This is a genomic window from Microbispora cellulosiformans (genome assembly GCF_008728085.1).
GTDB lineage: Bacteria > Actinomycetota > Actinomycetes > Streptosporangiales > Streptosporangiaceae > Microbispora > Microbispora amethystogenes.
Genome location: NZ_VYTZ01000018.1, coordinates 1 through 21,060, shown reverse-complemented (window position 1 = coordinate 21,060; position 21,060 = coordinate 1). Strand labels below are relative to the sequence as shown.

The window sequence follows — 21,060 nt, the reverse complement described above, 5'->3', positions numbered from 1 at the left end:
GGGTCTCGGGGCCGTACGCGGCCTGGCGTACGGCGGTGCTCCCGGCGTCAGCTCAACTGAGCGGAGCCGGTGTCCAGGAAGTGGACGAGGCGGTCACGGACGAGATGGGCGCCGTGGCCGGTCAACGGGTCGTGCCCCGCGCCGGTGACCTCCAGGTAGGTGAGTTCGGCGCCTGGCGGGGCGACCTCGGCGAGCCGGTCGCGCAGCCGCCGGGAGTGGCTCACGGGAATCACGTCGTCGTGTTCTCCGTGGACCACGAGAAGCGGGAGCCGCAGACGGCCGGCCAGCCGCAGCAGGTCGCGGGGGCCGAGTTCGTCGTCCGTGATCTCCTCCAGGCCGCCCAGGCGGTCGAGCATCGCCCGGACCGTGGCCGGGCCGTCGGTGTAGAGCTCCCGTCCCGACAGGAACGGCGCGACCACGGCGGCCCGCGACCACAGGTGCGGGTCCGCGGCGACCGCCAGGAGCGCGAGGTACGCCCCGTAGCTGGCGCCGTACAGCATCGGGCGGCAGGCGCCGGGCCCGCGTCCGGCGCCGACGACGCGGCCCAGGTGAAGGATGTCCGCCAGGTCGGGCCCGCCCCACGCCCCGCGGATCGCGTCGCGGTGCGCGGCCCCATAGCCGGTGCTTCCGCGCTGGTTGGGTGCGACGACGGCGATGCCTCGCGCGGACATCTGCCGGAAGAGAGGATCGAAGGAGAGCTGCCAGGCGGCCTCCGGCCCACCGTGCAGAGCCAGCACCACCTGCCGGCTCCGGGCCGGGTCACCGTAGACCACGGCCTCGATGCGGCCGCCGGGACCGTCGTAGCTCTGCGCCCGGGCGGTCGCCCGCTCACCGCCTCGCCGGGTGGCGGGCGCACCGGACGCGTTCAGCACGGTCAGCGGGGCGTAGGGCCGGTCCGGCGTCGTGTGGATCACGTGCAGGCCGGCCGTGCTCCAGTGGGCACTCGGATACAGCGCCCCGGCCGGAAGGGCGGCCTCCCGGATCTCCTCCGTCGTCAGGTCGTACACGAGCAGGTGGGAGCGGACTCCGCGGGTGGCCAGAAGCGCCAACCGCCTTCCCTCCGGATCGAACGCCAGCGGTGTGACCGCGCCGTCGATCTCGTTCAACGGGCGGGGGAAGACCGTGGGGCCGTCGTCGGTGCCGCGCACGCCCAGGCGATAGGCGCCCTCGTGGCGGAGCGTCGTGAGCAGGACACCGCCCCGCGGGGCCGCGAGCAGGAGGTGCTCACCGCCGGCCAGGCCCGGCAGCGGCGACAGCGAGCCGTCCGGCAGATCCAGTACCACGGTGCCCGGTTCGTCCCCGTGGCGGGACAGGGCCAGGCGCCGGCCGGACGCGTCGAGCCAGACGCCCCCTCCGAGGACGGCCGGGACGGTGGCGACCGCTTCGAGAGGGCCGGGCTCCGCGGGCACGCGCCACACCGTCGTCCGGCCCTCCCCGGCGCCGTGGAAGGCCAGGGCGGCGGCTCCCTCCGGCCCGCCGGCCACCAGCCGGAATCCGCCGCCGTGGAAGGTGGCCGGCATCGGCGCCGGCGCCTCGCCGGGGGTGATGAGGAGCAGGCGGTGTACGCCTCCCGCCTGGGCGCGGCCCAGCAGGATCCTGCCGCCGTCGGTCGGGACGACCGTGCTCCAGGAGCTCTCGCCGGCCGGCCGGCCCAGCGTCATGGGCACCGGAGTCCCGCCGCCGAGATCCCACAGCTCCGGGACGAGGGGACCACGACCGCGGGCGGACAGGCAGGCGGCGTACCGCCCGCGCCGGGAGAACCGGAAGTTGATCCGCCGCGTCTCGGAGGAGCGGTGCGCGGTCTCCTCGCCGGCCGTGCCGGTGATGACGGGGGCGGTCATCGGGCCGCCCCGTCGCCGGCGTCGGCCATCCAGGAGCGGGGCCCGCCGTGGCGCAGCCGGTGGAGGAAGTCGAGCACCCCTGCCAGGCCGGTGTTCCAGCCGGCGCTCAGCTCGAACCCGTTCTCGTCGGGCACCAGCAGCAACCCGTCGCGCGACACCGCCCGCGCCCACAGGTACGCGGCCAGTTCCCCGGCCTGGTCGTGGTAGGCCGGTTCACCGAGCAGGTCGGCCATGTCGAGCAGGAACTGCCCGTCGCCGGCCAGGCCGTGACACTGGGAGCTTCCCGAGGAGACCCGGCTCAGGTGGACGGTGCGCGCCGCCCCCCGGGCGGCGTCGAGGAACCGCCGGTCGCCGGTGGCGCGGTGCAGCCGGATCAGGAAGGTGCCGACGCCCGAGGAGCCGTTGCACCAGTGCGGCATCCTGGCGCCGCCGGCCGGACCCTGGTCCCACCACGCGGCGCCGTCCGTGATCTCGGCCGCCTCCACCAGCGTGCGCCCACCGGCCGTGGCCGTCTCCAGGCAGTCGTCGCGGCCGAGAGCCAGGCCGGCGGCGAGCAGGAAGGCCCCCACGCCGGCGACGCCGTGGGCGAAGCCGTAGTGCACGACTCCGGCCAGCGACGACGCGAAGGTCGCGGGGATCGGCCACAGCACCGTCCCGGCCGTGTGCTCGGCCGCGGCGAGCAGACTGTCGGCGCAGCGGCCGGCCTTGTCGCGGAAGCGGCCGTCCCCGGTGGCCCGCCAGAAGTGCAGCAGCGTCAGCCCCGTCCCCGACAGGCCGTGGCACACGTCGGGGTTCGGCCAGCTGTCCGGCAGTCCGGACGCCAGTTCGACGCCGGCGGCGCACATGTCGTCGTCACCGAGCACCCGGCCCGCCTCGTGCAGCCCCCAGGCGACGCCCGCCCGCCCGAAGTAGAGCCCGGGGGAGGGCCGTGGCTCGCGGTCGAGGCGCCGCAGCGTCCACCCCGCCGCGTCCGCGAGCGCGCCGGTCACGTCGGACCGCCATGTCGCCGGAAGACCGGGGTCGCGGGCGAAAGGACCGTCGAGCAGGGACGCCAGCACCGTCAGGACCCCCGCCGAGCCGTACTGCACCGCGCAGGGGTCCGCGTCGGCCCCGAACCCGGTGACGGGCCACAGGCGCAGCGGGTCCGGCCCGCCGGGCGCCGGCCGGGCCATGGTCCGTACCAGGTGGGCGACCCCGTCCCGCAGCAGGCGGTCCCCTTCGTCCGCACCAAGATGGCGCACCGGCCGCACGGAGACGAACGGCCGGGGCTCGGCGTCCAGTTTGGCGAGGAACTCCTCGACGCGCCGCAGATCCCAGCGTTCCGACCGTTCCTCGCGCATCAGTCCCGAGATCATCGGAGCGAACGCCTCGGCCACCGGATCGCCCGCCGTCGCCACGCTCACGAGCGTCCGCACCCGGTCGCCCCAGGACCGTTCCTCGTCCGGCCCGTCGTCCGCCAGCATGGGCGGGCAGCCCGTGGTCAGGAAGAACACGGTGGCCCCGAGCGCGTACAGGTCGGCCTCGACGCCGGGAGCCGGAGCGTGCCTGGGCGCGTTCATCTGCTCGGGCGGCGCGAAGCCCGGAGTGAAGGCTCTCGCCACGGGCGTGCCGGGGATGGCGGCCATCTCCAGGTCGACGAGGCGGCAGCCGCCGTCGGCGGTGACGAGGACGTTGTTGGGCGTGAGGTCCCGCAGCACGTAGCCCTGCTCGTGCACGGCCGCGACCAGGGCGGTCAGCCCGCGCACCACGGTGAGCACCTCGTCGTGCCCCCGCCGGTCCGGGCCGGTTCGCTCGCCGGCCCAGGCGGTGAGCATGGTCCCGTCGAGATGCTCCTGTACGAGGAACAGGTTGTCGCTCTGCTCGAACAGGTCCACCTTGCGTGCCGTGATCCCCGGCGGGCCGAACAGGTCGAGCATGGCGGCCTCGTGACGGAGCTGGTCGCACTCGTCACGGCCCTGCAGGGTGGAACCGAGGTGCGGGCGCGCCTGCTTGACGACGACCCTGGCCCCCGAGAGCCGGTCCTCGGCGAGGAACACGCCGCCTTTCGCGCTGTGCCGGATCGCCTGCCGCACCACGAACCGGTCCGCCAGCAGCACCGCCTCGGGCGCGGTGGTGCGCGCCGGCGCCCGGCCCGAAGGGAACGGGCTGACCGCCCAGGCCGGCGGCGAGTACCAGGCGTTGCGGCTGTCCTTCACGGTCGTGCCGTCGGGGGCGACCAGAAGGGAGGCGTAGGTCCCGTCGTTGTCGAGCACGCTCGTGGCCGAGAACACGCCGTAGCGGTAGTGGACCAGGCTCCCGGGCCGATAGGGCCGGTCGGACAGGATCGGCGGGCCGGGCAGGCCGTAGGTGGCGGAGTGCAGCTCCTCGGCGATCGACACGGCCGCGGCGTCGTCGGGCGGATACACCGTGATGAACTTGCCGAGCGTTCCGCGGTCGACGTCCCTCGACAGCAGGCCGCTCAGCTCCTCGAACGTCGCGGCGAACTTGAAGGGCACCCGGCGCCGCACCAGCACTTCGGCCGTCCGCGCCAGCACGACCGCCGCCGACAGCTGCGTCGCCGAGACGTGCAGTTTCCACCCCTGCGCCGGCATCGCGCACCCGGCCGGCGTCACGTACGTCCACGGCGTGCCGGTGTGGATCTCCCAGTCCCGGCCGTTCCGCGTCTCCTCACCCGCCGAGCGGGACCCCGTCCCCCGGCGCACGGCGGCCATGACGATGTCCGCGAGCAGGTGAGAGTCCGCGCCGGTGCCTTCGGCCACGCCCGCGCTGCCTGTGTTCACGCCGCCGTCACTCCTGTCGTCTCGTCCACGAGGCTCGGCGTCGGATATCGTCCGGTCGTCCCGGCCGGCGCCGCGCTCCGCCTGAACGCAGAGTCGGCAACGGCCCTTGTCGGCGGCTAGTGACGACTTGTCTGCCGCGGTCTGAGAACGACTTGGTGGCACTGGTCGGCCCCTAATAGGGGATCCCAGGTGGGCCCGGCGGGTTTGCGCGGCGCGGGGCCTGGCGAGGATCAGGAGACGTGTGGCCGAGCGACGCGAATTCCACGGTTTTCACCGAGATCGGACTGCTGTTCACGGCGGACCCCGAGCGGGAGGAGATCCGGGACGCCGCGCTGGTCGCGGAGAACGGGGTGGTCCGCTGGATCGGGCCCTCGGCCGACGCCCCGGCCGCCGACGAGCGGGTCGGCGTCGAGGGACGCGCCGTCATCCCGGGGTTCGTCGACAGCCACGCCCATCTCGTGTTCGCGGGCGACCGCACCGAGGAGTTCGCCGCGCGGATGGCCGGCCGGCCCTACACGGCGGGCGGCATCCGCGCGACCGTCGCCGCGACCCGGGCGGCGACCATCCCCGAGCTCGTCTCCACGACCGCGCTGCTGGTCGCGGAGATGACGACCCAGGGCACCACGACCTTCGAGATCAAGAGCGGGTACGGCCTCACCGTCGAGCACGAGCGCCGCAGCCTGGAGATCGCCCGGCAGTTCACCGAGGAGACCACCTTCCTGGGCGCGCACGTCGTCCCGCCGGAGACCACCGCCGACGAGTACGTCGAGCTGGTGACCGGCCCGATGCTGGAGGCGTGCGCGCCGTTCGCCCGATGGGTGGACGTGTTCTGCGAGCGCGGCGCGTTCGGCGAGGAGCACGCGAGGCGGGTGCTCGCGGCGGGCCGCGCGGCCGGGCTCCAGGTCAGGGTGCACGCGAACCAGCTGGGGGAGGGGCCGGGCGTGCGGCTGGCCTGCGAGATGGGGGCGGCGTCGGCCGACCACTGCACCTATCTCGCCGACGCCGACGTGGACGCGCTCGCGTCCTCCGGGGTGGTCGCCACGCTGCTGCCGGGGGCCGAGTTCTCCACCAGGTCGCCGTACCCGGACGCGCGGCGGCTGCTCGACGCCGGGGTCGCCGTGGCCCTCGCGACCGACTGCAACCCCGGGTCGTCGTTCACCACGTCGATGCCGTTCTGCGTCGCCTTGGCCGTACGGGAGATGGGCATGACGCCGCTGGAGGCCGTACGCGCGGCCACGCGCGGCGGCGCGCGGGCGCTGCGGCGCACCGACGTCGGCGCCCTGTGCGTCGGCTCCCGCGCGGACCTCGTCATCCTGGAGGCGCCGTCGTACGTCCACCTGGCGTACCGGCCCGGCGTGCCACTGGTGGCACAGGTGTGGCGCGGGGGACGCCGCCTTGTTTAGACCTGCGAGATCTGGGTAATCGGCTTTTTTCCCGGCCCCGCATCCTCCTTGGGGAGGAACTGTAAACCATTCCCCGGTCGTATTCATTTGGGGAATCTTTGCCATGGACCGGCCGTTGACCGGGTCAGGAGCAGGAAGCCGGAGGCCACGCCGAGCGGGGCGGACGTGTCCGGTTCGCCGGCTCACTTATTGCATATCGCGGGCGGCGGAACGAGGTGCCATCGTATGGCGACGGGGAATCGGACGCATGAGCAGCAGGTCTCTGACCGGGATCTGCTGGGGACGTATCTGGCCGAGATCGGCCGCGTTCCGTTGCTGACCGCCGATCAGGAGGTCGAGCTCGCCAAGCGGATCGAGGCGGGGTTGTTCGCCGAGCAGTTGCTCGACAGCGGGCGGGCGGAGCCCAAGGCCGCGGACGCGACCGACGAGGAGCTCGAGCGCATCGCCGTTTCGGGGCGGCGGGCGAAGGACGAGTTCATCCAGGCCAACCTGCGTCTCGTGGTCGCCGTGGCGAGGAAGTACTCGGGGCGGGGGATGCCCCTGATCGACCTGGTGCAGGAGGGCAACCTCGGGCTGGTCCGGGCGGTGGAGAAGTTCGACTACCGCCGGGGATACAAGTTCTCGACCTACGCCACCTGGTGGATCCGGCAGTCGGTCGGCCGCTCCATCCACGAGCAGGCGCGGCCGGTGCGGCTGCCCACCCACGCGGGAGAGCAGATGACCCGGCTCATGCGGGTCCGCCGGGACATGCTGGCCGAGTTCGACGCCGAGCCGACCGACGCCGACCTCGCCGCGGTGCTCGACCTGCCGATCGAGCGTGTGCAGGAGCTGCGCCGCTGGGCGTCCGACCCCGTCTCGCTCCAGCTCGGGGTGGGCGACGAGGACGAGACCGAGCTGGGCGACATGATCGCCGACGAGACCTGGGCGGACCCGGAGCAGCAGGCCATGGCCACGCTGGAGAAGGAGCGCCTGGAGCAGTGGCTGACCGGCCTGGAGGGCCAGATCCGCGACATGCTCCGCTGGCGGTACGGCCTGGTGGACGGCCGGGAGCACACCCTCACCGAGGTGGGCGAGCGTTACGGCATCGGCCGTGACCGCGCCCGGCGCATCGAGCGCGACGCGCTGACGCGGCTGCGGAAGATGGCCAGCGCCGCCTGACGGCCGGCCTACCGGTATCACGACGACGCGCACCCCCCAGGGGTGCGCGTTTTGTCGTTACCAGCACGTCCGAAACCTGGCCGAAACACGGGATCGGCGAGTTTCACGCCAGTGAAACACGCATGGTCATGAGCTGAAACGGCGGAAGAACACGCTTTCGCCAACGTCAGTGAGCCAGCCGGCCGAGGAAGCCCGGGACCACGCCACTGAGGGAGTGATAACCGGCCACACGCCAAATGTAAGGAGGGCCGCGTCGGTGAAGATCGATACCGGTACCACCGCCTGGATGATCACAGCGACCGCGCTGGTGCTGTTGATGACGCCCGGGCTCGCGTTCTTCTACGGGGGCATGACCAGGGCCAAGAGCGTCCTGAACATGATGATGATGTCGTTCGTCAGCATCATCACCGTTACCCTCACCTGGGTTCTGTACGGCCACTCACTGGCCTTTGACGCCTTCGGTGACGGGGACAACTTCATCAACAAGCTCATCGGCGGCGGCGACGCCATGGGTCTGCAGAGCCTCATCGACACGGCCACCAAGGACGACGGCACCGGCATGCCGAACCTGGTGTTCTCCGCTTTCCAGCTCACTTTCGCGATCATCACCGTCGCCCTCATCAGCGGCGCCATCGCCGACCGCGCCAAGTTCGGCGCCTGGGTGGTCTTCGGCATCGCCTGGGCGACGCTGGTCTACTTCCCGGTCGCGCACTGGGTCTGGGGCGGCGGCTGGCTGGCCAACCTCGGTATCGAGGACTTCGCCGGCGGCACGGTCGTCCACGTGAACGCCGGAGCCGCGGGCCTCGCGCTCGCGTTCGTGCTCGGCAAGCGGACCGGCTGGCGCAAGGACCCCATGCGCCCGCACAACCTCACCCTGGTCCTGCTCGGCGTGGGCCTGCTGTGGTTCGGCTGGTTCGGCTTCAACGCGGGCTCCGAGCTCGCCGTCGACGGCACCGCCGGTCTCGCGTTCATGAACACCCAGGTCGCCACGGCCGCCGCCGCCGGCGCCTGGATCCTCGTGGAGAAGCTGCGCGACGGCCACTCCACCACCCTCGGCGTCGCCTCCGGCGCGGTGGCCGGTCTGGTCGCCATCACCCCTGCCTGTGGTTTCGTGGACCCGTGGGCGGCGCTCGTGCTCGGCCTCGTGGCCGGCGCGGTCTGCGCCTACGCCGTGGGCCTGAAGTACCGCTTCGGCTTCGACGACTCGCTCGACGTGGTCGGCGTCCACCTGGTCGGCGGCGCGATCGGCGCGGTCTCCCTCGGTCTCATCGCCCGCTACCCCTTCGCCGACGGCCAGAACGAGGGCCTCATCTACGGCGGCCCGATCTCGCAGCTCGGCGTCCAGGCGCTCGGCCCTGTCGCGGTGGGCCTCTACTCCTTCATCATGGCCTACGTGATCGGGAAGATCATCGACAAGACGATGGGCTTCCGGATCGAGCAGGAGGACGAGGTCACCGGCATCGACATCACCACCCACGCCGAGACCGGGTACGACCTCGGCACCGTTCACTCCTCGGGAGTGACCTCCGTCAACGGGCCCGTTTCCGCGGCACAGACGAAGAAGGTCGACGCATGAAACTCATCACCGCAGTCATCAAGCCGTTCAAACTGGACGACGTGAAGGCCGCCCTGGAGCAGTTCGGCATCAAGGGCATGACGGTCTCGGAGGCCAGCGGCTACGGCCGTCAGCGCGGCCACACCGAGGTCTACCGGGGCGCCGAGTACCAGGTCGACCTGGTGCCCAAGGTCCGGGTCGAGGTCCTGGCCGAGGAGGACGACGCGGAGGACGTCATCGACGTCATCGTCAAGGCGGCGCAGACAGGGAAGATCGGCGACGGCAAGGTCTGGTCGGTTCCCGTGGACACGGTCATCCGGGTCCGCACCGGGGAGCGCGGACCGGAGGCGCTGTAACCGGATGATGAGAGGGGAGGCGCGCTCGTTCGCCGCGACCCGCAAGGACCGGGCCGCGGACATCGACAGATGGCTCACCGATCTGTTCCGCACGGCGGCCACCCGGCCGTACGCGCGGGAGGAGGGATCGGGAGGGAAGGGCGGCCTCCCCGACGAGCGAGGCCACGCCGCTCCCATCGGGATCAGCGGCGTGGCCCTGGTCGCGGTCGGCAGCCTGGGCCGGGGCGAACTCGCCCCCGGCAGCGACCTGGACCTCGTCCTGCTCCACAACGGGCGCGAGGACGTGGCGAGGATCGCCGACCGCATCTGGTACCCCATCTGGGACTCCGGGATCGGTCTCGACCACTCCGTCCGCACCGTGGACGAGGCGGTGAAGGTCGCCAGGGAGGACCTCAAGGCCGTGCTCGGGCTGATCCAGGCGCGGCACGTGGTGGGCGACCCGGAACTGACCCGGTCCGCCCGGGAGGCGGTGCTCGTGGAGTGGCGGGCCGACTCCCGGCGCCGGCTGGCCGAGCTGCGGGCGTCGGCGGACAAACGCGCCGAGACCGGCGGCGAGCTGGCCTTCCTCCTCGAACCCGACCTCAAGGACGCCAGGGGCGGCCTGCGCGACGTGCAGGCGATGCAGGCCGTGGCCGCCGCCTGGGTGGCCTCGGCCCCCGGCCCCCGCGTCCGCGAGGCGTACGAACTGCTGCTGGACATCAGGCACGGGCTGCACCTGGTCACCGCCCGGGGAACCGACCGCCTGGTCCTCCAGGAGCAGGACGCGGTCGCCGGGACGCTCGGCATGCTCGACGCCGAGGCGCTGATGCGCCGCCTGGCGGAGGCCGGCCGCACCATCTCCCACGCCTTCGACGCCACCTGGCGCACCGTCGACCGGCTGCTGACCGGTCCCGCGCCGCGCGGACGGCGGCCGCTCGCGGACGGCGTCGTCGAACACGGCGGCGAGGTAGTGCTGGCCCGCGGCGTCACCCCGCGCTCCGACCCCACGCTCGTGCTGCGGGCGGCGGCGGCCGCCGCCGAGGCGGGGCTGCCGCTGGCGCCGGCGACGGTCAGCGCGCTCGCCGCCCAGTCGCCTCCGCTGCCCGTGCCGTGGCCCCCGGAGGCCCGCGGCGCACTGGTGGCGCTGCTCGGCGCGGGCCGCGCCGCCGTACCGGTCTGGGAGGAGCTCGACCAGGCCGGCGTGCTGGTCAAGCTGATCCCCGACTGGGAGCGCGTGCGGCACCGTCCCCAGCGCAACCCGGTCCACCGGTACACCGTGGACCGGCACCTCATCGAGACCGCGGCCGGGGCCGCCGCCTTCACCCGCGAGGTGTCCCGCCCCGACCTGCTGCTCATCTCGGCGCTCCTGCACGACATCGGCAAGGGCTGGCCGGGTGACCACTCCACCACCGGTGAGATCGTCGCCCGGGACATCGGCGCCCGGATGGGCCTGCCGCAGGCCGACGTGGAGATCCTCGCCACGGTGGTGCGGCATCACCTGCTGCTGCCCGAGACCGCCACCCGGCGGGACCTCGACGACCCGGTGACCATCTCCCGGGTGGCCGAGGCGATCGGTTCCCGGGAGGTCCTCGAACTGCTGGCCGCGCTCGCCGTGGCCGACGGCTCCGCGACCGGCCCGGCCGCGTGGAACTCCTGGAAGGCGTCCCTGGTCTCCGACCTGGTCCGGCGGGTGAGGTCGGTGCTGTCCGGCGCGCCGCCGGCGCCCGCGCCCGCGTTGTCGCCCGAGCAGGCGGCGCTCGCCCGGCACGGCGGCGGAGCGGTGCGGGTGAACGGCAGCGCGGTCACCGTGGTCGCGCCGGACCGGCCGGGCCTGTTGTGGCGGGCGGCCGGGGTGCTCGCGGCGCACCGGATGGCGGTGCGCGCCGCCTCCGCCGCGTCCGCCGGGTCGACCGCCGTCATCGAGTTCGTCGTCGTCCCCGAGTACGGCTCGCCGCCGGATCCGGCGACGCTGGAGGCCGACCTGCGCCTCGTCCTGGCCGGACGGCTCGACATCGAGCAGCGCCTGGCCCGGCGGGCGAGGTCCATGCGGCCTTCCCGGGTGCCGGTGGCGCCGCCACGCGTCACCCTGCTTGACGACGCGTCCAACACGGCGAGTGTGGTGGAGGTGAGAGCGCACGACAGGCCCGGTCTGCTGTGGCGAATCGGCCGCGCCTTCGGCGAGTGCGGACTTGACGTACGGGCCGCGCGTGTGGAGACTCTGGGCGCAGAAGCGGTGGATGTCTTCTATGTGGCGGATCGTACGGGCCGCCCCATTGTGGACGAACAGCAGCGGATCCAGGTACGGGAGCACGTCCTCGCGGCCCTCAGGTGATAAGGGTCACGATCCTCACCTCTTGGTAACAATTGGGGTGCTGCGGCAGGGGTAGGGCCGCTCACCTTGATGACCTTGTGGTCGAATTGTCCCCGCTTATAGAGCTATGTCACTTCATGCTGTCCAGACGCGTGAAGGCAGGCCGAACGATGGCGGGGCCGGTGAGCATGGAGCAGTCGAATACCGATAACCGCAGGCGGAGGAGCCCGTTCTCACCGCGCAACTGGAGGGTTCCCACACGCCTGACGGCGCTGATCCTCGCCCCGACGCTCGTGGCCGTGCTCCTCGCCGGTCTCCGCGTCGTCAGCTCGATGGACAGCCTGACCGGCTACCAGCGGACCAGGTCGGCGGCGGAGTACTCGGTGCACCTGCGGGACCTGGCCGAGCAGCTCGCCCTCGAACGTGACCTGTTCGTCTGGGGAGGCAACACCAGGCGCAAGTTCGACATCGACGGCCAGACCGAGCTCACCCGCGCCCAGCAGCGCGCGGTGGTCGACCCCCTGGTGCAACAGGTGAGGGCCGACCTCAAGAACGTCGACGCGGACTACGGCGCGCGGGCGGGGGAGCAGGCCCAGCAGCTCACCAGCCGTTTCGCCAGCCTCGCCGGCATCCGCGCCAACGGCGCGCCGGAGGACTACAGCGCGCTGATCGCCAACATCCTGCGCCTGCACGACGAACTGGGCGCGAGCGACGGCGCGCCCGAGATCGTGGGCAACGTCCGCGCCCTGGGCGGTCTCGCCCACGCCAAGGAGGAGGTGGCCCTGCAGCGGGCCGCCCTCACCCGCGAGTTCATGGAACGCAACCAGACCTTCACCACCTTCGAGCTGCAGGACTTCCTGGCCGCCCAGTCGCGCCAGGCGAGCTACCTCGCGACGTTCTACTCGGAGGCCCCGCAGGCCGAGGCGGCCCGCCTGGTGACCCTCTTCGCCGACCCGAGCGTCGTGAACGGCGAGCTGACCAAGTCGTGGGCGCTCAGGCTGGGCCTGCAGAACCAGTCACTCAGCCGTTACCGCAGCAGGGACACCACGGCTCAGCGGTGGTTCCAGGACAGCACCAAGACCATCGAGCAGATGTCGGCCGTCGAGGGCCGGGTGTCGTCGCTGGTGCAGGGCCGGACCCGTGACCTGCAGTCGGCCGAACAGCGCAACGCCCTCATCGCCGGGGCGCTGATCCTCGCCCTCCTGGTGCTCGTGCTGGCCACCACCGCACTCATCGCGCGGTCGATGGTCCGGCCGCTGCGCCGCCTGCGGGTGGAGGCGCTCGACATCGCCGGGCGCCGGCTGCCCGAGATCGTGCGGCGGATGCGCGAGTCGGACGACCCCGACCGGGAGTCGCAGGTGCAGCCGATCGCGGTCGGCAGCACCGACGAGATCGGCGAGGTCGCCCAGGCCTTCGACGAGGTCCACCTGCAGGCCGTACGGCTGGCCGCCGAGGAGTCGCGCCTGCGCGCCAACGTCAACTCGATGTTCGTGAACCTGTCGCGCCGCACCCAGACGCTGGTGGAGCGGCAGATCTCGCTGATCGACGGCCTGGAGCGGGGTGAGGAGGACGGCCGGCGCCTCGCCGACCTGTTCAAGCTGGACCACCTCGCCACCCGCATGCGCCGCAACAGTGAGAACCTCCTGGTGCTCGCCGGGCACGAGCCGCCGCGCAAGCGCAGCCAGCCCGCCCGGCTGGTCGACGTGGTCCGCGCCTCGCTGTCGGAGGTCGAGGACTACGAGCGGGTCGTCGTCCGGATCCCGCGCAGCATCGCCCTGGCCGGGCACGCCGCCAACGACGTCGTCCACCTCCTGGCCGAGCTCGTCGAGAACGCCATCGCCTTCTCGCCGCGCAACACCAAGGTCGTGGTCTCCAGTAGCCCGGTCGAGGGCGGGGCCGTGATGCTCGGGGTCACCGACGCCGGGATCGGCATGTCCGCCGAGGAACTGGCGGAGATCAACCGCCGCCTCGCCGAGCCGCCCACGATCGACGTGTCGGTCTCCCGCCGGATGGGCCTCTTCGTGGTCGGCCGCCTCGCGCTGCGCCACGGCATCCGGGTGCAACTGCGCCGGGGTGACGGCGCGGGCATCATCGCGATGGTGCTGTTCCCCGCGCAGCTCATCTCCAACGCCGACCAGCCCCTCATGCCGCGTCCGTCCGTCCCGGTCGGGCAGACCGCGGCCGGCCTGCCGGCCCGGCAGGCGTTCGCCGAGCCCAACCCGGCCGGCCAGGCGCCGGGAGCGGGTCCGTTCGAGCCGTGGAACCCCGGCAACGGCGCGGCCGGCGGCGTGGGATCGCGCCGGCCCCCGGCGCCGAGCGGCGCCGGGTCCGGCGGGAACGGCTCGGGCGGCTTCTCCGCCTTCGGCGCTCCGGTCAGGGAGGCGCCGCCCGCGCCGGCCGAGCACCCGTACGGCCCGCCGGGCCCCGCCGAGGCGCCGCCGACCGAAAGCGCGTATACAGGAAACACGTACACGGGGAACTCGGGACCGCAGCCGATGCCCGGAGCACCGGGAGGGTCTCCGGACGCGGATCTCCCCCGCCCGGCCTTCGGCGAGCAGCCGGGCGCGTCGTGGCCTCCGGCGTTCGGCACGCCGACGGGTGAGGAGCCCGCGCCAGGCCGGTCCGAATCCTCCTGGCCGTCGCTGCCCACCGGGCCGACCCCGCTCCCGCGCCGGGACACGGCCACGCCGGCCGGCACGACCGGGCCGAACGCCTTTCCGCCGTCCCCGCAGGGCACCGGGCCGAACGCCTTCCCGCCGTCGGCGCAGAGCACGGGTGAGAACGCGTTCACCCCCTCCGTTCACGGCACCGGGCCGAACGCGTTCCCGTCGTCCTCGCAGGGCACGGGTCCGAACGCCTTCCCGCCGCCGCAGAGCGCGGGTTCCCCGGCGAGCACCGGTCCGAACGCGTTCCCGCCGTCTCCCCAGAGCACGGGACCCAGCGCGTTCACCCCGGCGCGGGGAGACACGGGACCGAACGTCTTCGCTCCGGCGCCGGGGAGCGCGGGGTCGCCGGGAAACACGGGGCCGACCGCCTTCCCGCCGCCGCCCGCGATGGGGCGAGCCGACGGCTCCGGGGGCCTCGCGTCGGCGACCGGTCCGCTGCCGGCGGTGGAGGACTCGCCGCTGGAGCGCGGCGACGAGTTCCTGCCGATCTTCGCCTCGGTCGAGTCGGCCTGGTTCCGCCGTCCTTCCGACACCGGTCCCACCGCGGTTCCGCGTACGGACGGGGAGAGCGCCGCGGAGAGCACCGGGGAGATCGCGAGAACCCCCAGGGCCGCCGCGGCCCCCGCACCGGCAAATGGACCGGCGAACGGACCGGGGGACGGGCGGGGGGACGCGCCGGCGGACAGGCGGGCGACCCCCGCGGAGCAGTCCGGCGACACCGGCGTGTGGCGGTCGCGGGCCGACAGCGGTTTCCAGGCCGCGGCGAGCGTGCGGGACCCGTCGCTCGGCGGCGTCACCGCGGCCGGACTGCCCAAGCGCATGCCGAAGGCCAACCTGGTGCCCGGCTCGGTCGGTTCGGAGAGCGCCGCGGCGCCCCCGCGTCCGCCGGTCTCGGCCGAGGCGGTCCGCAACCGCCTCTCCAGCTTCCAGCAGGGTGTGCGGCGGGGCCGGGCCCAAGCGGCCGGCGGCCTCACCGAAGGGTCGGGTAAAGAGGAGGAGGGCTCGTGACTGAGCTGAGCGTGGAAGCACGCAGGTTCGACTGGCTGATCACCGACTTCGTCGGCACCACCCCCGGGGTGGCGCACGCGGTGGTGGTCTCGTCGGACGGCCTGCGGCTGGCCCAATCGGACGGCTTCCCCCATGACCGGGCCGACCAGCTCGCGGCGGTCGCCGCCGGCCTGCTCAGCCTCACCGTCGGCGCCTCGCGGGTGTTCGAGGGAGGCTCGGTCACCCAGACCGTGGTCGAGATGCAGCGCGGCCTGCTGCTGGTCATGGCGATCAGCGACGGCTCCTGCCTGGCCGTGCTGGCCTCCCCGGACTGCGACATGGGTCTGGTGGCCTACCAGATGACCCTGCTCGTGGAACGGGCCGGACAGGTGCTCACCCCGGCGCTGCGCGCCGAGCTGCAGACATCGCGGCGATGATCATGGGAGTGGGGCATGCGGGATCGTGACGGGACAGAGGACGAGCCTCTGTTCCGTCCGTACGCCGTCACCGGCGGGCGAGCAGAGCCGCGTTATCACCTGGCGATGGAAACGCTCGTATCATCGGTGGCCTTGAAGAGCAATGACTATTCCCTGCTCAGTCCGGAGCAGGAATCGATCATGATGCTGTGTCGTACCGTACGATCGGTCGCGGAGATCTCGGCGCTGCTCCGGGTCCCGCTCGGCGTGGCCCGTGTGCTCATCGCCGACATGGCCGACGAGGGTCTGGTCCGCCTGCACATGCCGCAGCTCAACCAGGGACAGCCAGACCTCAACCTGCTCGAAAGGGTGCTCAGTGGACTACGCAGGCTCTAGTCGTGGTCTTACCTCGACGAAGATCGTCGTGGCGGGTGGGTTCGGCGTCGGGAAGACGACCTTCGTCGGTGCCGTCTCCGAGATCCTTCCGCTGACGACCGAGGCCGTGATGACCGACGCCAGCGCCGGCATCGACGACCTGGGGCTCACGCCGAACAAGACGACCACGACGGTCGCGATGGACTTCGGCCGGCTGTCGCTCGACCAGGACCTCATCCTCTACCTGTTCGGGACGCCGGGCCAGCACCGCTTCTGGTTCATGTGGGACGACCTCGTCCGCGGAGCCATCGGGGCGGTCGTGCTGGTGGACAGCCGCAGGCTCGCCGACTGCTTCCCGGCCATCGACTACTTCGAGGAGGCCCAGCTTCCGTTCCTCGTCGCGATGAACGGCTGGGAGGGACAGTTCCTCCACTCGGAGGAGGAGGTCCGCGAGGCGCTGTCGCTGCCCCCGCACGTTCCGGTCGTCCGTACGGACGCCAGGTCGCGGGACGCCGTCAAGTCCACGCTCATCAGCCTGGTCGAGTACGTGCTCACGGTCCGCGCCGCGTACGGCAGGACCTACTGAGCGCTGTCCCGTGAGCCCTCGGCGCGAGGGAGGCGAGGGCGGTACCCCCGGGGTGCCGCCCTTCGTGGCGTCCGGGCGCGGGCGCCCCCGTCCGGGCTGCCCGCTTCACCGGATCCCGAGCCTCCTGCCTGTGGTTTCGTGAGATGGTGACCTAGCCGGAAGGGCAGAATCCGGTAATGAAGACGACCCGATATTTAATCAAATAACATCATCTCCGTGCCTGTATAGGTTGTTTGTGCACGGGTGTTCGGTTGGCCTCCCTGGTGTCGGTGTGCTGCAATTACCCTCGCCTGCAGGACGTCTCCCGTGTCACGCCAACCACATCCGTGACGAGACATTCCCCCCTGTGCGCACATACGGCGAGAGGTTGCGAAGCCTGTGAGGACACTAGACCCCCGGACCGACGAGAGCCCCGGGACCGGGGTTCCGGCTGAGCAGGAGCCCGACGAGGGAAGCCGTTTCCTCCTGCGTAACTGGCGGGTGCGTTCACGGCTGGTGGCCCTGATCCTCATCCCCACGCTCGCCGCCCTGGTGCTCGGCGGGTTCCGCATCGTCAGCTCGGTGACCACCGCGTCGCAGTACCAGCAGACGAGCGACCTGGCCCGGCTGGTGGACCGCGTCGCGAACCTCACCCACGAGTTGCAGAACGAGCGGGACCGGTCCGCGTGGAGCGCCACGATCGGCCGCCCGCCCAAGGCGGCCGCCGCCGTCAAGGCGCAGACCATCCTCACGAACAAGGCGGCCACCGCCGTACGCGATCTGGCGAACGAGGTCAGGACAGGTGTGGGCGATCGGGGCTCGGCCGAGATCGAGCACATCCTCGGCAAGCTCGACGGGGTGGAGTCGCTGCGCGGTCAGACCGCGGAGGGGAACCTGCAGCCGCGGGCCGTGCTCGACCAGTACACCCTCGTCATCGGCAACCTGCTGGCCCTGCAGGACGAGCTGTCCAAGGGCACGGTCGACGACCGGCTCGGCGCGATGTCGGTCACCCTGGCCGCCCTCGCCCGCGCGAAGGAGAACGCCTCCCTGCAGCGCGGCCTGCTGTCCACGGTGCTGACCTCCGGCCGGTTCGAGCAGGCACAGCTCCAGAGCTTCCTCGGCGCGATGTCCGCGCAGGAGAGCGAGCTGCGCGCGTTCCGCAAGAGCGCCACGCCGGAGGAACGGACCGACTACGACAACACGGTCTCCGGCGGCCGGGTCGACGAGGCGGAGTTCCTGCGGACCCTCGTGCTCGACCGGGCCAACTCGGGCTTCGACCTCAGAGGCCTCGACCAGTCCGTACGCGACGACACCCGCCTGTGGTTCGACGCGATCTCGCAGCCGATCAACCGGATGCGCACCGTCGAAGCCAAGCTGACGTCGGCCATCGTGGCACGCGCCCAGTCGCTCAAGGACGACGAGCAGCAGCGGGTGGTCGTCATCGCCGTCGCGGTCGTCCTCCTGCTGATCGCGGTGCTGCTCGTCACCACCGGCGTCGCCCGCTCGCTCGTACGCCCGCTGCGGCGGCTGCGCAGCGAGGCACTGGAGGTCGCCGGGCACCGTCTGCCCGACACGGTCCAGAAGCTGCGGGAGGCCGGAGACGCCGCGCAGGTGCCGGCCATCGCCCCCATCGGCGTGGTCGGCCGTGACGAGATCGGCGAGGTGGCGCGGGCCTTCGACGAGGTCCACCGCGAGGCCATCCGCCTCGCGGGCGACGAGGCGCGCCTGCGTAGCAACGTCAACGCGATGTTCGTGAACCTGTCGCGGCGTACGCAGACCCTGGTGGAGCGCCAGCTCTCCCTGATCGAGGGGCTGGAGCAGGGCGAGCAGGACGAAGACCGGCTGGGCAACCTGTTCAAGCTCGACCACCTGGCCACCCGCATGCGCCGCAACAGTGAGAACCTGCTGGTTCTCGCCGGGCAGGAGGCCGCGCGCCGGTGGGGCCAGCCGGTGCCCATCGTCGACATCGTCCGCGCCTCCCTGTCGGAGGTCGAGAGCTACGAGCGCGTCGACATCCAGGTGCAGCCCGGCGCGTCGATCGTCGGCCAGGCGGTCAACGACGTCGTCCACCTGGTGGCCGAGCTGGTCGAGAACGCCATCTCCTTCTCGCCCCGCGACACCAAGGTCACGGTGTCGAGCAACCGCATCGACGGCGGCGGCCTGATCATCTCCGTGAGCGACCTCGGCATCGGCATGACGCCAGAGGAACTGGCCGAGACGAACCACCGCCTGGCGAACCCGCCGGTGGTGGACGTGTCGGTGTCCCGCCGCATGGGCCTGTTCGTGGTCGGCCGCCTCGCGCTGCGCCACGGCATCCGGGTGCAGTTGCGTCAGCAGGACACCGGCGGCCTGACGGCCATGGTGCTGCTGCCCGAGTCGCTGCTGGCCCACGCCGGCCCGGCCTTCCCGGGGGTGCCGGGCATGCCCCAGCCGGAGCTGACCAGCCCGATGCCGGCCGTCGGGACCGGGCCGCAGTTCGGCGCTCCCGCGTTCGGCGAACCCGCCTTCGGCGCGCCCGCTCTCGCCAGCCCGACCCCGTTCGAGAACCCGCCGCGCACCCCCGTGTTCGGGGCGGACGCGCCGGGGGTCGGCACCCCGGCCGCCGCCTCCTTCGAGCGCGGGCCGTTCGAGACCTTCCCGCGCGAGACGACGGGCTTCGATCCCGACCCGTTCTCGCGCAATCCGTTCGAGCCGCCGCAGCGGAACACGGGCAACGACCCCTTCGCCCGCAATCCCTTCGAATCGGGCGGCTTCGAGAGCCCCGCGGAGCCGGACCCCTTCGCCCGCAACCCCTTCGACAGCGGCGCGTTCGGCCAGCCCGATCCTTTCGCCCGCAGTCCGTTCGAGTCCGGCCCCTTCGACCGGGCGGCCTTCGACAAGACGCCCCTCGACAAGGAGTCCGTCGACAGGGACTTCGCCGACAGGGCGCCGTTCGAGAAGACGCCGGCCGAGCGGGACCCGTTCGAGACCACGACCTTCGACTCCGGGCCCTTCGACTCGCGTCCGTTCGAATCGGGCGGGTTCGATTCTGGCGCGTTCGAGTCCAGCCCCTTCGACACCAATCCCTTCAGCCGCGGCCGCGTGGGTGAGGCGCCCGTCGACACGCCCTGGCCCGGCCACCTGCCGCCGCCGGGGAGCACCTCCTGGCCGGCAGGGCAGGAGGACGGCGGCGGGGGCTGGCCCGGGTGGGCCGGACGCGGTCCCTTCGAAGGCGAGGACAACACCGGCCCGCTTCCGGTGGTGCGAAGCTCGCCGCTGGAGTCGGAGGAGGAGTACCTCCCCATCTTCGCCGCGGTCGAGTCGGACTGGTTCAAGAAGGCCGACGGCCCAGAGGAGAAGAGCGACTCCGACGAGGACGGCGCGGAGAGCAGGGCCTGGTCGTCCCCGGCCGACGTCGGCTGGCAGGCGGCCCAGGCGGCCAGCGAACCGGCTCTCGGCGGGGTCACCTCGTCGGGTCTGCCCAAGCGGGTGCCCAAGGCCAACCTCGTGCCGGGTTCGGCCACCGCTCCGGCGCCCTCCGCGGAACCCGCCCCCGCGGCGGCGGTCACCCCGCCGCCACCCCCGCCCGTGCTCTCGCCCGAGCGGGTGCGCAGCAGGCTCTCCAGCTTCCAGCAGGGCGTACGGCAGGGCCGTGCGGTCGCGCGCGGGGAGGCCGGAGAGGACCAGGGATACCCCGGGGCGGCGTCCCTGGGCATGCCTGATGCCCAGGACAGTGAGAAGGAGGACTGATGAGGGAGATGAGTCAGGCCGCACGCGGCATCAACTGGTTGATCACGGACTTCGTGAACAACGTGCCCGGTGTGGCGCACACTGTGGTGGTGTCGGCCGACGGGTTGCCTCTGGCGTTCTCGGACGGATTTCCCAAGGATCGGGCGGATCAGCTGGCGGCGGTGGCCGCGGGGTTGATCAGTCTGACGCAGGGGGCCTCCCGGGTGTTCGAGGGCGGCCCCGTCACGCAGACCGTGGTGGAGATGCAGCGGGGGTTGTTGCTGATCATGTCGATCAGTGACGGGTCGTGTCTGGCGGTGCTGGCGGCGGCCGACTCCGATCTCGGTCTGGTGGCCTATCAGATGACGTTGCTGGTGGAGCGTGCGGGGCAGGTGCTGACCCCCGCGGTCCGGGCCGAGCTGCAGTCCTCCCACCCGAGGTGACCCGCCGTTCCGCGAGGTGAGACCCGCGGGACGACAGGTCGGGAGACGCGCCCCGGGAGCGGGGCGCACCGGGTGGCCACCGGGATTCCGGAGCGCGGCCACCAGGCGTCCGAGCGATAACAAGAACGTCAGGAGGACGTTGTGGCAGGCGGCGGCTGGAACAACGAGCCCTACTCGCCGGTGGCCGACGCCCACCGGCAGTACGGCGGTGCGACCCCCAACCCGAGGCCGGCGCAGACGGAGCAGAGCTCCCTCGTACGCCCCTACGCGGTGACGGGAGGACGCACGGCGCCACGCGTCCAGCTGGCGATGGAGGCGCTCGTGTCCTCCGCCACCTCGGTGCAGCAGGACCTTTCCACGTTCACCCCGGAGCGCCAGGCGATCAGCACGCTGTGCCGTCAGGTGCGGTCGGTGGCGGAGGTGTCGGCGTTGCTGCGGATTCCGCTGGGTGTGGTTCGTGTGGTGATCGCGGACATGGCGGCGGAGGGGTTGGTGCATGTGCATCAGCCGCAGTTGG

The 21,060-nt window shown here is 72.4% G+C and carries 14 protein-coding genes; 12 read left to right on the top strand and 2 right to left on the bottom strand.

What is annotated here, in order from left to right:
• Positions 1 to 47 precede the first annotated feature (47 nt).
• Entirely contained in the window at positions 48 to 1,841 is a 1,794-nt protein-coding gene (locus F5972_RS32720; RefSeq protein ID WP_150939318.1) for a S9 family peptidase, read from the bottom strand.
• Positions 1,838 to 4,621 (bottom strand): class IV lanthionine synthetase LanL, encoded by a 2,784-nt coding sequence (gene lanL, locus F5972_RS32715; RefSeq protein ID WP_150939316.1) that lies wholly within the window; start codon positions 4,619 to 4,621, stop codon positions 1,838 to 1,840. The genes F5972_RS32720 and lanL overlap by 4 nt, the downstream gene beginning before the upstream one ends.
• Positions 4,622 to 4,860: 239 nt before the next feature.
• Here lanL and hutI point away from each other — a divergent pair, with 239 nt between their 5' ends.
• From hutI to F5972_RS32655, 12 genes are all read left to right on the top strand, one after another.
• On the top strand, positions 4,861 to 6,024 hold the full coding sequence (hutI, locus tag F5972_RS32710) for an imidazolonepropionase (RefSeq protein ID WP_150939314.1): 1,164 nt from the start codon (positions 4,861 to 4,863) through the stop codon (positions 6,022 to 6,024).
• 225 nt (positions 6,025 to 6,249) lie between these two features.
• Positions 6,250 to 7,182, top strand: coding sequence for a sigma-70 family RNA polymerase sigma factor (locus F5972_RS32705; RefSeq protein ID WP_150939312.1), 933 nt, complete (start codon positions 6,250 to 6,252; stop codon positions 7,180 to 7,182).
• A 286-nt stretch (positions 7,183 to 7,468) separates the two neighbouring features.
• Positions 7,469 to 8,758 carry an ammonium transporter gene (locus F5972_RS32700; RefSeq protein WP_204288654.1) on the top strand — a complete coding sequence of 430 codons (1,290 nt, stop codon included), beginning with the start codon at positions 7,469 to 7,471 and terminating at the stop codon, positions 8,756 to 8,758.
• Positions 8,755 to 9,093 (top strand): P-II family nitrogen regulator, encoded by a 339-nt coding sequence (locus tag F5972_RS32695; protein ID WP_111699519.1) that lies wholly within the window; start codon positions 8,755 to 8,757, stop codon positions 9,091 to 9,093. Before F5972_RS32700 ends, F5972_RS32695 begins: the two co-directional genes overlap by 4 nt.
• Positions 9,094 to 9,097: 4 nt before the next feature.
• Positions 9,098 to 11,404, top strand: coding sequence for a [protein-PII] uridylyltransferase (locus tag F5972_RS32690; protein WP_225312098.1), 2,307 nt, complete (start codon positions 9,098 to 9,100; stop codon positions 11,402 to 11,404).
• Between the two features lie 131 nt (positions 11,405 to 11,535).
• Positions 11,536 to 15,057: a sensor histidine kinase gene (locus F5972_RS32685; RefSeq protein WP_191910428.1), complete on the top strand. Its 3,522-nt coding sequence runs from the start codon at positions 11,536 to 11,538 to the stop codon at positions 15,055 to 15,057.
• The gene (locus F5972_RS32680; RefSeq protein ID WP_150939306.1) at positions 15,054 to 15,473 is read left to right on the top strand and encodes a roadblock/LC7 domain-containing protein; all 420 of its coding nucleotides are present in this window, start codon (positions 15,054 to 15,056) and stop codon (positions 15,471 to 15,473) included. Before F5972_RS32685 ends, F5972_RS32680 begins: the two co-directional genes overlap by 4 nt.
• A gap of 15 nt (positions 15,474 to 15,488) precedes the next feature.
• Positions 15,489 to 15,848, top strand: coding sequence for a DUF742 domain-containing protein (locus tag F5972_RS32675; protein WP_150939304.1), 360 nt, complete (start codon positions 15,489 to 15,491; stop codon positions 15,846 to 15,848).
• Between the two features lie 28 nt (positions 15,849 to 15,876).
• Positions 15,877 to 16,413, top strand: coding sequence for a GTP-binding protein (locus F5972_RS32670; RefSeq protein WP_204288656.1), 537 nt, complete (start codon positions 15,877 to 15,879; stop codon positions 16,411 to 16,413).
• A gap of 378 nt (positions 16,414 to 16,791) precedes the next feature.
• Positions 16,792 to 20,121: a sensor histidine kinase gene (locus F5972_RS32665; RefSeq protein WP_150939300.1), complete on the top strand. Its 3,330-nt coding sequence runs from the start codon at positions 16,792 to 16,794 to the stop codon at positions 20,119 to 20,121.
• Entirely contained in the window at positions 20,121 to 20,543 is a 423-nt protein-coding gene (locus F5972_RS32660) for a roadblock/LC7 domain-containing protein (RefSeq protein ID WP_138462164.1), read from the top strand. Before F5972_RS32665 ends, F5972_RS32660 begins: the two co-directional genes overlap by 1 nt.
• A 180-nt stretch (positions 20,544 to 20,723) precedes the next feature.
• On the top strand, positions 20,724 to 21,060 hold a 337-nt coding region (locus F5972_RS32655; RefSeq protein ID WP_404803096.1), incomplete at its 3' end, for a DUF742 domain-containing protein.

Excerpts from the sequence above, each read along its gene's own strand:
- F5972_RS32720 (WP_150939318.1), bottom strand. The coding sequence starts at position 1,841 with ATGACCGCCCCCGTCATCACCGGCACGGCCGGCGAGGAGACCGCGCAC.
- F5972_RS32690 (WP_225312098.1), top strand. The coding sequence starts at position 9,098 with ATGATGAGAGGGGAGGCGCGCTCGTTCGCCGCGACCCGCAAGGACCGG.
- F5972_RS32675 (WP_150939304.1), top strand. The coding sequence starts at position 15,489 with ATGCGGGATCGTGACGGGACAGAGGACGAGCCTCTGTTCCGTCCGTAC.
- F5972_RS32695 (WP_111699519.1), top strand. The coding sequence starts at position 8,755 with ATGAAACTCATCACCGCAGTCATCAAGCCGTTCAAACTGGACGACGTG.
- F5972_RS32705 (WP_150939312.1), top strand. The coding sequence starts at position 6,250 with ATGGCGACGGGGAATCGGACGCATGAGCAGCAGGTCTCTGACCGGGAT.
- F5972_RS32660 (WP_138462164.1), top strand. The coding sequence starts at position 20,121 with ATGAGGGAGATGAGTCAGGCCGCACGCGGCATCAACTGGTTGATCACG.
- F5972_RS32700 (WP_204288654.1), top strand. The coding sequence starts at position 7,469 with ATGATCACAGCGACCGCGCTGGTGCTGTTGATGACGCCCGGGCTCGCG.